Below are 13,259 nucleotides of genomic sequence, written 5' to 3'. Positions count from 1 at the left end.
TCCGTTTGTTCAGGAACCATGGACCCCGGCACGGTACTTGGGCAGCCGCACCGTGATCTTCATGCCCGCCCCGACCCCGGTCTCGATGACGAGGCCGTAGTCGTCGCCGTAGACCTGGCGCAGCCGCTCGTCCACGTTGAGCAGACCGATGCCGGTGGAGGCGCCGCCCTCGCCACGCAGGATCTGCCGCAGCCGGTCGGGGTCCATCCCTGTTCCGTCGTCCTCGATGACCACCTCGGCCTCCGAGCCGGCGTCCAGGGCGCTGATGGTGATACGGCTGCGGGTGACAGCGCCTTCGAGTCCGTGTTTGACGGCGTTCTCCACCAGGGGCTGGAGGCACAGGAACGGCAGCGCGACCGGCAGCACCTCCGGGGCGACCTGGAGGGTCACGGCGAGGCGTTCCCCGAAGCGGGCGCGGACGAGGGCCAAATACTGGTCGATGGAGTGCAGTTCGTCGGCCAGGGTGGTGAACTCCCCGTGCCGGCGGAACGAGTAGCGGGTGAAGTCGGCGAATTCCAGGAGAAGTTCGCGGGCCTGCTCGGGATCGGTCCGGACGAACGAGGCGATGGCGGCGAGCGAGTTGAAGATGAAGTGCGGGGAGATCTGCGCCCGCAGGGCCTTGATCTCGGCTTCGATCAGCTGCGTACGGGAGCGGTCCAGCTCGGCCAGTTCCAGCTGGACGCAGACCCAGCGCGCCACCTCCCCCGCGGCCCGTGCCAGCACCGCCGATTCGCGCGGGGCGTAGGCGACGAGCGCGCCCAGGACCCGGTTCTCGACGGTGAGCGGAACGGCGACGGCCCAGCGGAGCGGGCAGTCGAGGTCGGCGCAGCCGCTGTCGAAGGCGGTGCCGCGGCCGTTGTCCAGCAGCACCTTCAGGTGCTCCAGCACGTCCTTGCCGTGGTGTTGCCCGGCGCCGTCCCAGACCAGCACCCGGTCCCGGTCGGTGAGGCAGAGGGCGTCGGTGCCGAGCAGGGAGCGCAGCCTGCCGGCGGCGCGCCGGGCGCTCTCCTCGGTGAGGCCCGCCCGCAGCGGCGGGGCGGCCAGCGACGCGGTGTGCAGGGTCTCGAACGTGGCGTGCTCGACGGGTGTGCCGACGTCGCTGGGGCGCAGCGGGCGGGCGGTGCGGCGGCCCAGCCAGAACCCGGTGCCGAGCAGCAGCGCGACCAGCACGACGAGTACGGCGATCACGGCGCCGGTCATCGTTCCCGCCCGGCAGTCCGCGCGGAGGTGAGGGCTTCGGGGAGGTGGAAGCGGGTCATAGCGGCGTTGGTGCCCGGGGGTATCCGCCCCGGGGTGGCGAGCGAGACGAGGATCATCGCGAGAAACCCCACGGGGACGGACCAGACGGCGGGCCAGGCGAGCAGGGCGTGCGGCCAGCCGGGCGGGCGTACGGCTCCGCTGACGGTGATGGCCACCGCCAGCAGGGCGGAGCCGCCGCCCAGCAGGAGCCCCGCGACGGCCCCCGGCGGGGTGAGCCGCCGCCACCAGATGCCGAGGACGAGCAGCGGGCAGAAGGAGGAGGCGGAGACGGCGAAGGCCATGCCCACCGCGTCGGCCACCGGCACCCGGCTCACCAGCAGGGAACCGGCGAGCGGCACGGCGATGGCGAGGACGGTGGCGAGCCGGAAGTGGCGCACCCCGCGCGAGGGCAGGACGTCCTGGGTGATGACTCCGGCGACGGCCATGGTGAGCCCGGAGGCGGTGGACAGGAACGCGGCGAACGCCCCGCCGGCGATCAGCGCCCCGAGGAGGTCGCCGCCGAGTCCGCCGATGACGCGGGCGGGCAGCAGCAGGACGGCGGCGTCCGCGTCTCCCCCGTACCGCAGTTCGGGGGTGTAGAGCCGGCCGAGCGCGCCGTAGACCGGCGGCAGCAGGTAGAAGAGGCCGACCAGGGCGAGCACGGCGACGGTGGTGCGGCGGGCGTCGCGGCCGTTCGGGCTGGTGTAGAAGCGGACGACGACATGCGGCAGGCCCATGGTCCCGAGAAAGGTCGCCACGATCAGTCCGTACGTCGCGTAGAGCGGGTGGTCGGCGCGGAAGACGGCGAGCTGGTCGTCGAAGCTGACCCGGGGCCCGCCGTCGCCCTGCCAGGCGAGGACCAGGAAGAGGGCGGGGACGAGGAGGGCGGTGAGCTTCAGCCAGTACTGGAAGACCTGGACGAAGGTGATGGAGCGCATTCCGCCGGCGGCGACGGCGACGGTCACCACGGTGGCGACGAGCACGTCGCCGAGCCAGCCGGGCGCGCCGGTGAGGATCTTCAGGGTGAGTCCGGCGCCCTGGAGCTGGGGTACGAGGTAGAGCCAGCCCGCGCCGACGACGAGCGCGCTGACCAGTCGCCGGACCTGCCGCGATTCGAGCCGTCCCTCGGCGAAGTCCGGCAGGGTGTACGCCCCCGAGCGGCGCAGCGGTGCGGCGACGAAGACCAGGAGCACCAGGTATCCGGCGGTGTAGCCGACCGGGTACCAGAGCATGTCCGGGCCGTGGACGAGGACGAGCCCGGCGACACCGAGGAAGGAGGCGGCGGAGAGGTATTCGCCGCTGATCGCGGCGGCGTTGAGGCGGGGGCGCACGGTGCGGGAGGCGACGTAGAAGTCGGAGGTCGTCCGGGAGATGCGCAGGCCGAAGCCGCCGACGAGGACGGTGGCGAGGACGACGAGGGCGACGGCCACCCAGGAGGCCATGGGGGCGGGGGTGCTCACGGGGCGGGGCGGCCCTCCACCAGCCGGGCGAAGTCGCATTCGTTGCGCTCGGCCCTGCGGACGTACCACCAGGCGGCCAGGACGAGCGGCGGGTAGGTGGCGAAGCCGAGCACCGCCCAGACCAGGGCGGAGCTGTTCAGCGCGGCGAAGAGGAGCGGCAGGGTGCCCGCGACGAGGGCGAGCACGCCGAAGACGGTGAGCCCGGCGCGCAGCTGGCCGCGCATCAGCGAGCGCACGTAGGCGCCGCCGAGGGCGGTCTGCTCGTCGATCTCCGACTGGGTGCGGTAGCGGGGCAGCGGGCGCACCCGCCGCGGCTCCCCCGTGACCACTTCGCGCCGGGGCGATGGCTCTGCGGGCATGGGCTCGGAGTGTAGGCGTCGGCGGGCGCCGGTGGGAAGGGATCACCGAAGAACGCAGCAGGTCAGCGACGGCCTCACGGCCTCCTTCAGCGGCCGCCCTGGCGCATCAGGAGGTCGCGGAGGGCGCGGGTGTGGCGGCGGCTGACGGCGAGCTCGGCTTCCCCGATGCGCACGCTCATGCTGCCCGCGTCCAGACGCAGTTCGTCGATCCGGCCCAGCGCCACGAGGTGGCGGCGGTGGATCCGGACGAAGCCGCGGGAGCGCCAGCGCTCCTCCAGGGTGGTGAGCGGAATGCGGACCAGATGGCTGCCGGCGGAGGTGTGCAGGCGCGCGTAGTCGCCCTGCGCCTCGGCGTACGCGATCTCCTCGATGGGGATGAAGCGGATGACGCCGCCGAGCTCGACCGGGATCTGGTCGCCCGCGCTGTCGTGAACCGGTGCGGACCGGTCCGCCACCTGTTCGGCGACCCGGCGGACGGCTTCGGCGAGGCGTTCGCGGCGGACCGGTTTGAGGACGTAGTCGACGGCCTTGAGGTCGAAGGCGTGGACGGCGAAGCCCTCGTGCGCGGTGACGAACACGATCAGCGGGGGCGCGGCGAATCCGGCGAGGAGCTGGGCGACGTCGAGGCCGGTGAGTCCGGCCATGTGGATGTCGAGGAAGACCACGTCGATCGCGGACGGGTCGTCGGGGCCGGCGTCCACCGCGCCGCCGATGCGGCGCAGTGCCTCGGTCGCACCGGTGGCGCCCTCGGCACTGCGGACCCGGTGGTCGGCGCGCAGGAGGTAGAGGAGTTCCTCCAGAGCGGGTTGTTCGTCGTCGACGGCGAGTACGCGCAGCATGAGGCCGGAGTTTAGGGGGTGCGGGGCGGATCGGGGCCGGAAAGGGCCCCGGCGGCGGCAGCGCTCACTTCAGGACCGCCGGGCCCCAGGTCATTTCAGGACCGCCGGGCCCGCGTTCACTTCAGGAACTTCGAGAGCCGCCGGTCGGCAAGGGGCTTCCCGCCGGTCTGGCAGGTCGGGCAGTACGGCCAGCAGAGTCACGCTCACCTGGGGATCTTCTCTGAAACCCTCTGTGAGCAGCCAAAACGAGATACCCCGCGATCACTGGAGAACACGGGGTATCTCTGGGGGCTGTGCCCTGCCTGTGCCCTCTCAGCGATGACAGGAGCACCCGCACTTCCGGACGAGCAAGATCGGGGGAGACTTGTCCACGCGCTCAGCGAGCAGGCAGCGAACGTGCTCGTACTCAACATCGGGACTGCCTTCGCGACCGCCGACAATCCTGATACGGCGAGCGGATTCGGGCTGTCCGATGATCTTGCGGCACTTGGTGCAAGTCTGTCCGCTCGGAACGTTCGTCTGATACTCGGGAACTCTCGTCGTGGCCATGCGCCTGATCCTGCGATGCCGATCATGACCATTGCGACGACACAGAGGGTGGCCAAGAGGCGACACAGGGGCGTCACTCGGGGGCGTCAAACCGGTGTCATTGAAGCCCACCGGGCGACGTATGGCCGGGAATTGGGTCGGGTTCGGGAAGGATTTCGACATAAACACAGGCCCGTGGGAGCTGCGCCTACTCGACACGTCCACCAGCAAAGCAACCCTGGAGAGGTACAGCAGCGTTCCGGAATAACCAGGACAGCACCCGAAGAACCCCTGAGCTTGAGCCGCATTGGCTGACCAGGGGTTTTTTCATAAACTCGTTGTAGGTTGCATATGTCCGAATTGTCGTGTATACTATATTAATGAACAGGATGCATTCCGGGACACATCAGGAAGGAATTGTATAAACATGACAACACGAGGACCAGGGGCTCCAAGGCTAGCCGATGGAGAGGCTACAAAATCTCTTCAGGTATTGCTACCGGAAAGCTTACTGAATGAACTGGCAGAGCTAGTACTCCAGCTGTAGATCGCGATCTTGCTGGGCGGGGCTGGTCCGGGAACGGGTGCGGCCACCGGTGATCATCGGTGTGTGAAGACAGAAGATCAGACGGTGGCCGCGGGTCACAGCATAGATCCTGCTCGCTGGCAGGAGACGTTCGAGGCCTTGATGGGCCGTATCGCGGGACGGTTCGTCCGGGTGGAACCCCGTCGCCGGGCGAGGGCGTTCGTCCTCGGGTTGTTGTCGGGCCTGCCGCGCAAGAACTGCTGGACGCTCGCCGAGCATGCCGGGGACGCGAATCCGCATGGTCTGCAGCACCTGCTGTCGAGGGCCAGATGGGACGCCGACGCGGTACGCGATGACATCCGGGGCTTCGTCGTTGAGCACCTGCACCACGAGGACGCGGTGCTGGTCGTGGACGAGACCGGCGACCTGAAGAAGGGCACCGGCACGGTGGGCGTGCAGCGCCAGTACACCGGCACCGCAGGCCGCATCGAGAACAGCCAGGTCGCCGTCTACCTCGCCTACTCAACCCCGCTCGGGCACGCGGCGATCGACCGGGAGCTGTATGTTCCGCGCTCCTGGACCGAGGAACCGGCCCGCTGCCGGGCCGCCGGGATACCCGACGCCGTCGGCTTCGCCACGAAACCCGCCCTCGCCGCCCGCATGATCGGCCGCGCCCTGGACGCCGGCGTTGCCGCATCCTGGGTGGCGGGCGATGAGGTCTACGGAGGCAACCCGCACCTGCGGACCGAGCTGGAGAGACACGAGACCGGCTACGTGCTCGCCGTGGCCCGTGACCACCAGATCACCACCCGAGCTGGCAACTTCCGGGCCGACGTCCTGGTCAAGATGCTGCCGAAGCGGGCCTGGCAGAAACTCTCCGCCGGCGACGGCGCCAAGGGGCACCGCTTCTACGACTGGGCCCTGGCCGACATCGCCGACGACCGGCCGGGCCACCGTCAGCTGCTCGTCCGCCGCAACCGGCGCACCCGTGAACTTGCCTTCTACCGCTGCTACTCAGCAGTCCGGGTTCCGCTGTCCACCCTGGTGCGGGTCGCCGGGCGCAGATGGACGGTCGAGGAGACCTTCCAGTCCGGCAAGGGCCTGGCCGGACTGGACGAGCACCAGGTCAGACGCTGGACGTCCTGGCACCGCTGGGTCACCCTCGCGATGCTCGCCCACGCCTTCCTCACCGTCGTCCGCGCCGACGAACACGCCCGCCACTCGAAGCCGGACGGGCTGATACCACTCACCTGCAACGAGATCCAGCACCTGTTCACCGCGCTCGCCGTCCGGCCCGTCCACGACGCGACCCACCGGCTCGACTGGTCCCATTGGCGACGCCGCCACCAGGCCCGATCCCAGGCCAGCCACTATCAGCGACAAGCCGCCCAGACATGAAGATTGCGATCTACAGCTGGAGTACTAGCCAAAGAAGAGAACAGAAGCCTTTCCCACCTGGGCAGAGAAGCGATTAAGCAGTTTCTGTTCTTACGTCAAGCCCAGAAAAGATAACCAATAAAGTGAGCGTACTAAGAGCCTACGAGGACTTGCACGACGAAGAGCGCGAGATTGCTGACGCGGTCTGGGAATGCTATAGGACCCACACCCCCGACCTACACAAAAAATTATCCTGGAACCCGGAGAATCACTGGCGTCCCTTCTCCTGTGGAGAGGAACACAACGAGGGCGATCTAGCAGGCCATGTACATAATTATTCTTGCAGCAAGTGGCCTGACGATTTTAAAGATCAGCTCGGTGAGATCACCCGCAAGGAACAGAAGCCTTTCCCCGGCTACTGGCACGACTCGGAATCCCTGGACGGGATTCCTACCCTGGAACCGATCCTGGAAGGGTTTCTCTACAAGAAGACGCTTAACAGGGTTGTAGGGCACTCGGCCAGTTTCAAGTCCTTTGTGATGCTCTCAATGGCCGCTCATATGGGCTGGGGAGCAGAGTGGTTTGGACATAGAGTTCAGTCCGAGGGAATCCGGACCTTGATAGTCGTCGCAGAAGGTGCAGAGGGAATCCGTAAGAGAAAGCTAGCCCTGGAACAGTATTACGGCCGCGTCATGGAGAATGTCAGCTTCCTTACCAAGGCCATCCAGATTGACCGAGGAGAAAACCGTCCGGACTGGCAGAATCTAAGAAACGCCATTAAGGACCAGAAGATCGATCTTTTGGTCCTTGATACCCAGTCAAGATGTACGGCAGGTCTTGAGGAGAATTCCAATAAAGAGATGTCAGAGGTAGTAAACAGCCTCGATGCTCTTATTGCCGAGACCGGTGTATGTGTGGTTCTCGTTCATCATTCCACGGGAGACCAGTCCACAACGGGCGGAAATTTGAAAGGGCGCGGAGCTGGAGCTGTTAAGGCGGCGCTGCAATCGGAAATCTTCATCCGTCGTGACCGGAAGCAAAATCTGGTAACCGTCGAGACTTCCAAGGCAAAAGATGACGGCACATCGAAAGTCATGCTAGAACCCATCATCCGGGAAGTGGACGGAGTCCTGAACTACTGGGGAGAGCCAGAGAGTTCAGTCGTACTTGTGTCACCAGCCCCCCGTATCAAGGGCATTAAGGGCGAGCCTAGCCCGGCCACCAGAGTGGAAACGGTTGAGGAGCTGTCGGACAGGTTCCAGCAGGAAGCCCCGGACGAAAAGCCGACTGTAGCGAACGTGCGAGCCACGCTGGGAATCCGGCAGGACCGAGCACAACAGGTTTCCCGGTACTTGCGTGAGGAAATAGCATGAACCATCACCACGTAGCCCGCGTCCTCACAGAAGCAATGCTGGATAGCCGGATGAACCCCTGTGGGGACTGCCTGGCAACAACAGAACTGAATGAGATAAAGCCGGGGCTTGTCATGCTAGAGATCAAGCATGACCCCACTTGCCCAACCTATCGGGCAATGAACCAAAGTAAGTAATCATCAAAACGAGAGGGCAAGAGATGAGCAGAATCAGAGATGGCTCTTTACCAGGCCGGTATGCTCCGGGACTTCATGAACTCAACCCGCTATGACGATGTATGCGACGACAACAAATGCGACCACGGTATCTGCCAGGAATGGCGGAGGTTATTTCACCACTACCGAGAGATCGCACATGCTCGGATCTGTAACTGCGAAGATTGCTGGGAACTTTGGAAGTAATTATGACAAACAGACACCACTTAGCGGAGTGCCCAGTATGTAAGAGGGGTTACCGAAATCCCAACCCGAAGCGAACCATCTACCAAGCCGAACACCACTGTCTATTACTACACCTGTGGATCATGCGGGATTTCGTTCCGGAAGTGGTTCACCGATGATCACGTAGCCAGGGCTACACAAGCCATAGAGGACGCCGACCTCCCAATGAGAGTCCGAAACGTGAAAGACCCCTACGACCTGACAATGCGCAGAAGAGAAAGAGAGACCCGCCGAGATGCCTAAGAGAACACCAGAAAACCCGCTCATAAACCCTCTGACACAGCCACAGTTCGACAACATGCAAGCCGTGGCTAGGGAGTTACCCGAAGGCTTCACATGGCCAGAGAGCACGAATCGCCGGCTCGGGTCATGGATTCCCGCTCTAGGGGCCCCAGTTGCCGGGGTCATCGTCTCTCCAGACGGGACCGTTCGTATCGATGGACCGCACGGAAGCAGCGCCGAATGGCTTAACAGATTCAACCCGTACACATCGAGCTACATGACCTTCCTGAAAGTCGGAGGACTGGAATACGAACGATGGATGCTCTCATGGTCTGCCATGACAGGTTCGCCACTCGACAAGATTAAAGAATCAGGGCTCACCGTCGAGCGCAAGGACCCCACTCGGCATGACCATTGGGATAATCTCATTCGCCTTGTGGAGGCTGATGACTCCCCAAAAGCGTGAGCCCTGTCGATGCCGACTACGCGAATCCAACCCTTTGTGAAAATCATGTCCACAAGCCCTGGATGCGCAACGGACTCGACGGGCAAGTAACCCTAGGACGCACATGCCTAATCCCGGACGGAAACGGCAGCGTGATTCAGCACAACCAACGCTCACAGGGAACAACTCGTGTGAACCACCACCCATCAACGGGTGAAACAACACGGAAGGAATTCTAACCATGGGATCTCAAGACCAGAAGAAGTACAACGACCCCACCAACGAAGTAGAGCAGTACAGCCTGGACTACATGAGAAGTCTGAAAAGCTCAGCACCAGAAGAGATGTTACGCCTATGGAGAGCCGGGCACTTTACTGAATCCCTAGCTGAGGAAGCTGCCAGCAAGGCAGCCGGACGCACGTACACCCGGAGTAAGGGAGCGACCGGGGCTGCTACTCGTGAATGGGCAGCAGAAAGAGGCGTAGACCTCGACGACGTTGACCCGAACGCTGCCTGACTGAAGGCATAGAAAAGGGCCCACAAAGAGGCGTGAGCGAAACCTCTTGTGGGCCCTCTCGGCCCGTTGCGGCCCGCCGCGAATGGGGTCGCTCCCCAGCTACGCCTCAAGCACAATCTTAGAGGTAGTCTCGATACTTCTGCTTCAGGCTACGAAGCAGCTCCAGAGATGAGTCTCCAATGAGGTGGATTCGGATCATCGCTGTGAGCATCCCCTCTTTTTCCTTGGACATTTCAGGTTCGACGTCGACGTGGTGGCCTGCCGCGACGATTTCCATGACAATGAGGCCAACTTTTTCGGCCGTCACTTCGCGGGTATTTATGACGGCGCTCCCGCTGATTGTGTATCCTCTATTGCCCATCGGGTTACTCCCTCACGAAACGTCATCGACCCAAGACGTTGTTTCCCTTCACATCATGCTCTCGACCACAGACGTCAGCAACTCAACTCCCACAAGGCCAACCTTGCTTGCGCTCCGACCCGGGGTGGGCATTTCGCCCCGGGTGCCGAGTGGGCCTGAGTGATGAGAGGATCCCTCAGCTTGAGATGCCGCGCAGTGCCTGGCCGATGACCCGCTGGGCATCCGCACCGAACGCGGCCGACCCGCGTAGAAGGTCCCATGTGCGTTGGTAGACGGCGATGCTGTCGGCGTCGTCGATCCACAGCTCCGCGTGCCAGTCCTCTACGACGACCAGCCTGTCGTCATAAATCCAGAAGCCATTCGCCGGATGGATCTTCAGTGGTGCGGTGAATGGGACGATCCCCAGCTCCACCGTGTCGAGTCCGGTAAGGCTGGACAGCCGGTCAAGCTGTGCGGCCAGCACCGCAGGGGAGCATACGAGGGCTCGCAGCGCCCCTTCCCACATGATGATCCGGTGCCGCTTCCTGGGGTCGTACAACGCTTCCTGGCGTCGCACCCGGGCCCGGACGGCCTCTTCGGTGTCCCTGGGGGAGCGCATCAACTGGGCGTGCCGGGTGAACACGGCGCGGGCGTACCCGGGGGTCTGAACCATCCCCGGGATGAGGGCGTTCTCCCAGACGTACAGGGTGGTTGTCCGGGCGTGTTCGGCGGTGATCGCGTCTTGAACCGGGCGATGCCCTGCGGCCAGTTGACGTCGCCACGACCGGACGTGGGACTCTAGGCCCTTGAGTCGTGAGTGCAGGTCGGCCACGGCGTCGGGCTGCCCGGTGGCCTCCGCCCATGCTTGGAGGTCGGCGGCGGTCGCGGTCTGCCGCCCGTTCTCCAGTTTGTAGATTTTGGAGTGCGGCCAGCCGAGCCGTTCGCTCAGTTGCGGACCGGTGAGCCGCCCCCCGGGGCCCGAGACCCGAAGCTCCCGGAGCCGTGCGCCGAGGGCGTCCCGTGCCGTTTGAAAGTCTGTGCTGCTCACCGGTCACACGCTACTAACTGTCAGAGGTTCGCCGCGAAGACGTCGTACCGGATCGCGTGATGCCATGCCGCGTCCCGAGCCTGGGCGTAGCGGTTCACTTCAGCCGGCTCGGTGATCAGCTCAACATCCACAAGGTCGTCGTCCCCGTCGAAGTTGAGGAGCGCAACGATCCGTGAGTCGAAGATCCAGAAGTCTTCGGCGGGGAGCCCCAGCCGGTCGGCGTGAGCACGCTCCAAGTTCCGGATGTCCTCCCCGGCGGCACAGTTACGCTTCGCGTTGTCGAGCAAGTACAACTGCCCCGGCGTCGGCGGGCTGTCAATGATCCGGACTCGTTCGAACCGCTTTCCCTCCACGGTCTGAGCCCGGACATTCCGGCACCAGTCGTCATCGTAGTCCCACTCGACGGGCAAGCCAGCGGCGAACTGGGCGTATGTTTCGGTGAGTTCATCGGACGCGAACCGGCGGCGCGTCTCCAGACGCCAAGCCGTGTGCTTGAACGTTTCGAACAGCTTCCCGAACTCGTCCAGGTCGACGATGCGCGGGGTGCGGGTCTTGGGCGCGAAGTCGACCAACAGGTCCCGGGGCACCACGATCGGAACCTCTCCGGTGTTGAGGTGCTGAAGCTGGGCGACATCGTCGGCGTCGGTGAGCGGCGGGCCGTGAACGATCACCTCGCCGCTGTCCAAGTCTTCGTGTACGGACGGGCATCCGCCGCCGCCTGAGCCCGTGCCGTTGAAGCGGAGGTTCCGAGCCACTGTCCCCACATCCTCTTCTGTCCAGACCTTGCCTGTCGGCAACATCATCACCGGAGGGCCGTCCTCGCCAGTACCCGTTTCCTGACCCAGCGTGAGACCACGGGCGAACAGCCTGCCAATGTGCGAGAACATGCGAGAACATTTGATGGTGCGACCAACTCGTTGTCTCTAGCGTCGCGTTCTATGGACGACGCAAAGACGACGATGGCTCCCCCCGTGTTCCTGACGCCCCCTCCGGAAGCTCCGAGGCCTCATAAGGGGTGCGACGTATGCGGCGCGCTGGTCGGGGAGCGGACCGAAGCCGCCCGAGCCGGCGACTGGTCGAAGGTGACCGACGTCAACGTTGAGATCGGCCGTCACCGCGCTGGGTGGCGGCACAAGTGACCGGGGTTGTTCGTGCCGCGTACCGGTACGTCCTGCACCGCATCACTGAGCATCCGGACACCGAAGTCACCTACGAGGCTGAGTGTTTGTGGTGCGACTGGCAGTCGACACCGGCGACAGATCCGGAGCCCGTCGATGTCGAGTGCATGAGCCACACAGGGCGGAGCGGGCACAAGGCGTTCAGGCGCATCCGGACGTCGTTCGCGATCGTCGTCAGGGCAGAGCCGTAAGCGGAGGGCGATGCCACCCACCCATTTTGGTCCGGCGCGCGCCATGCCTCCAGGCGGAGGGCTACTCGCGTTCCGTGTACTGCCTACCGAACCAGTGCACCCCCCGACGTGCCGGGCGGGGTCTCCTCCTTCAGGCCCCTTACCTGATGACGATGTTGAACTGGGCGTTGCCGTTGCTGTCCTCGAACTGCAACGTGCCGGAGTTGTCCGGGACTCCGAGCACCTCGGTTGCCTTGACATTCTCGCCGGGGCGCGGTTCGGGCGTGCTGGAGAACGGCCTGTATGGGATTAGCTTGAGGTCTTCGGGGCCGACCACAAAGACAGGGTTGACGGCTTCCCCGTCCGTGCCGGACCAGCGTGGGCTTTCCAGCCAGCCGGTGTCCCACTCTGTCTCACCGAGGTTCTTTACCTTCATGGTGTACACGATGTACTGCTGTCCGGCATCCGACTTCGCGTCGCCGATAGCCGTGGTGTTGTCGACGGCCAGCAGGGTGATCTCGGCAGGTCCGTCCTCGGTCGTGACCTTGATGGTTTGTCCTTCCTTCAGCTCACGCGGAGCCTTATGAGGCGACGGCGTCTGCGGCGTGCTGATGGGCGGTGTACTGGTCGGCGAGGTCTCGCTGGGGCTGCCGCCGTCCCCGCAGGCTGCGGCACCACCGAAGAAGAGGGCTGTCGTGACTGCGATGCTTGCGGCCTTGAGCTTCATGACGATTCTCCGGCGGGTTGCCCCCCTGCTTCTGCATCCATCATGCGTCCGCCTTCCACTGGCCGCCGCCAGGGGGACCGCTAGGTCCTGTCTGGGATTCGGATCATGAGTGCGGTGTGATGCTGCGGATCCAGAGCATCGCGCCGCAGAGGTGGAGTCCGGCTTCGTAGCTCTGCGGGGTTTTGTCATAGCGGGTGGCGATGCCACGCCAGTTGCGGAGCCGGTTGATGCAGCGCTCTACGGTGTTGCGGTCCTTGTACAGCTCGGCGTCGTGGGAGATGGGTCGGCCGCCGGCGCTGCCGCGCTTCTTGCGGTTCGCGGCTTGGTCGGCCTTCTCCGGGATGACCGCCTTGATCCCGCGTATGCATAGGTAGCGGCGGTTCTTGCGGGAGGCGTACGCCTTGTCGGCACGGACCCGGCGGGGCCTGGTGCGCGGGCGGCCGGAGCCCGGGCGGGCGACGCGGACCTTCT

The 13,259-nt window shown here is 64.7% G+C and carries 13 protein-coding genes and 1 pseudogene; 5 read left to right on the top strand and 9 right to left on the bottom strand.

The annotated features are described in order from the left end of the window. Positions 1 to 9: 9 nt before the first annotated feature. The 4 genes from ACGF2Y_RS33790 to ACGF2Y_RS33775 all read right to left on the bottom strand — a co-directional run bounded on the left by ACGF2Y_RS33790 (position 10) and on the right by ACGF2Y_RS33775 (position 3,897). Positions 10 to 1,200 (bottom strand): sensor histidine kinase, encoded by a 1,191-nt coding sequence (locus ACGF2Y_RS33790; protein ID WP_392955320.1) that lies wholly within the window; start codon positions 1,198 to 1,200, stop codon positions 10 to 12. Continuing rightward, the gene (locus tag ACGF2Y_RS33785; RefSeq protein WP_392955318.1) at positions 1,197 to 2,699 is read right to left on the bottom strand and encodes a cation acetate symporter; all 1,503 of its coding nucleotides are present in this window, start codon (positions 2,697 to 2,699) and stop codon (positions 1,197 to 1,199) included. The genes ACGF2Y_RS33790 and ACGF2Y_RS33785 overlap by 4 nt, the downstream gene beginning before the upstream one ends. After that, positions 2,696 to 3,058, bottom strand: a complete 363-nt coding sequence (locus ACGF2Y_RS33780; RefSeq protein WP_392955316.1) for a hypothetical protein — start codon at positions 3,056 to 3,058, stop codon at positions 2,696 to 2,698. The genes ACGF2Y_RS33785 and ACGF2Y_RS33780 overlap by 4 nt, the downstream gene beginning before the upstream one ends. 86 nt (positions 3,059 to 3,144) lie before the next feature. Next, positions 3,145 to 3,897 (bottom strand): LytR/AlgR family response regulator transcription factor, encoded by a 753-nt coding sequence (locus ACGF2Y_RS33775; RefSeq protein WP_392955314.1) that lies wholly within the window; start codon positions 3,895 to 3,897, stop codon positions 3,145 to 3,147. A 652-nt stretch (positions 3,898 to 4,549) separates the two neighbouring features. On the opposite strand from ACGF2Y_RS33775, the pseudogene ACGF2Y_RS33770 reads away from it, so the two are divergent. From ACGF2Y_RS33770 to ACGF2Y_RS33750, 5 genes and pseudogenes are all read left to right on the top strand, one after another. Beyond that, positions 4,550 to 4,693, top strand: a pseudogene (locus tag ACGF2Y_RS33770) (XRE family transcriptional regulator); the annotation flags it as partial. 420 nt (positions 4,694 to 5,113) lie between these two features. After that, entirely contained in the window at positions 5,114 to 6,349 is a 1,236-nt protein-coding gene (locus ACGF2Y_RS33765) for an IS701 family transposase (protein ID WP_392955383.1), read from the top strand. A 122-nt stretch (positions 6,350 to 6,471) separates the two neighbouring features. Further along, positions 6,472 to 7,701: an AAA family ATPase gene (locus tag ACGF2Y_RS33760; protein ID WP_392955312.1), complete on the top strand. Its 1,230-nt coding sequence runs from the start codon at positions 6,472 to 6,474 to the stop codon at positions 7,699 to 7,701. Between the two features lie 939 nt (positions 7,702 to 8,640). Further along, a complete protein-coding gene (locus tag ACGF2Y_RS33755) occupies positions 8,641 to 8,829 on the top strand; it encodes a hypothetical protein (RefSeq protein ID WP_392955310.1) in 189 nt (62 codons plus the stop codon). A gap of 220 nt (positions 8,830 to 9,049) precedes the next feature. Then, positions 9,050 to 9,325 (top strand): hypothetical protein, encoded by a 276-nt coding sequence (locus ACGF2Y_RS33750; RefSeq protein WP_392955308.1) that lies wholly within the window; start codon positions 9,050 to 9,052, stop codon positions 9,323 to 9,325. Between the two features lie 118 nt (positions 9,326 to 9,443). On the opposite strand, the gene ACGF2Y_RS33745 is transcribed toward ACGF2Y_RS33750, so the two are convergent. The 5 genes from ACGF2Y_RS33745 to ACGF2Y_RS33725 all read right to left on the bottom strand — a co-directional run. Beyond that, positions 9,444 to 9,686, bottom strand: a complete 243-nt coding sequence (locus tag ACGF2Y_RS33745) for a hypothetical protein (RefSeq protein WP_392955306.1) — start codon at positions 9,684 to 9,686, stop codon at positions 9,444 to 9,446. Positions 9,687 to 9,861: 175 nt separating this feature from the next. Next, positions 9,862 to 10,713: a helix-turn-helix domain-containing protein gene (locus ACGF2Y_RS33740; RefSeq protein ID WP_392955304.1), complete on the bottom strand. Its 852-nt coding sequence runs from the start codon at positions 10,711 to 10,713 to the stop codon at positions 9,862 to 9,864. Positions 10,714 to 10,733: 20 nt separating this feature from the next. After that, complete coding sequence (locus ACGF2Y_RS33735) at positions 10,734 to 11,468, bottom strand: DUF6879 family protein (RefSeq protein ID WP_392955382.1); 735 nt, start codon at positions 11,466 to 11,468, stop codon at positions 10,734 to 10,736. Positions 11,469 to 12,221: 753 nt separating this feature from the next. Continuing rightward, on the bottom strand, positions 12,222 to 12,788 hold the full coding sequence (locus tag ACGF2Y_RS33730) for a hypothetical protein (RefSeq protein ID WP_392955303.1): 567 nt from the start codon (positions 12,786 to 12,788) through the stop codon (positions 12,222 to 12,224). Positions 12,789 to 12,891: 103 nt separating this feature from the next. Further along, a partial coding sequence (locus ACGF2Y_RS33725; RefSeq protein WP_392955301.1) for a transposase occupies positions 12,892 to 13,259 on the bottom strand: 368 nt, incomplete at its 5' end.

The organism is Streptomyces sp. NPDC048142, assembly GCF_043202835.1.
Lineage (GTDB): Bacteria > Actinomycetota > Actinomycetes > Streptomycetales > Streptomycetaceae > Streptomyces.
Note: the sequence above shows the minus strand (reverse complement) of the source record. Positions and strands in the feature narration are given on the sequence as shown.

What these genes read in the sequence shown, in the direction of transcription:
- ACGF2Y_RS33790 (WP_392955320.1), bottom strand. Translation starts at nt 1,200, where the DNA reads ATGACCGGCGCCGTGATCGCCGTACTCGTCGTGCTGGTCGCGCTGCTG.
- ACGF2Y_RS33745 (WP_392955306.1), bottom strand. Translation starts at nt 9,686, where the DNA reads ATGGGCAATAGAGGATACACAATCAGCGGGAGCGCCGTCATAAATACC.
- ACGF2Y_RS33730 (WP_392955303.1), bottom strand. Translation starts at nt 12,788, where the DNA reads ATGAAGCTCAAGGCCGCAAGCATCGCAGTCACGACAGCCCTCTTCTTC.
- ACGF2Y_RS33765 (WP_392955383.1), top strand. Translation starts at nt 5,114, where the DNA reads ATGGGCCGTATCGCGGGACGGTTCGTCCGGGTGGAACCCCGTCGCCGG.
- ACGF2Y_RS33780 (WP_392955316.1), bottom strand. Translation starts at nt 3,058, where the DNA reads ATGCCCGCAGAGCCATCGCCCCGGCGCGAAGTGGTCACGGGGGAGCCG.
- ACGF2Y_RS33755 (WP_392955310.1), top strand. Translation starts at nt 8,641, where the DNA reads ATGACCTTCCTGAAAGTCGGAGGACTGGAATACGAACGATGGATGCTC.
- ACGF2Y_RS33775 (WP_392955314.1), bottom strand. Translation starts at nt 3,897, where the DNA reads ATGCTGCGCGTACTCGCCGTCGACGACGAACAACCCGCTCTGGAGGAA.
- ACGF2Y_RS33750 (WP_392955308.1), top strand. Translation starts at nt 9,050, where the DNA reads ATGGGATCTCAAGACCAGAAGAAGTACAACGACCCCACCAACGAAGTA.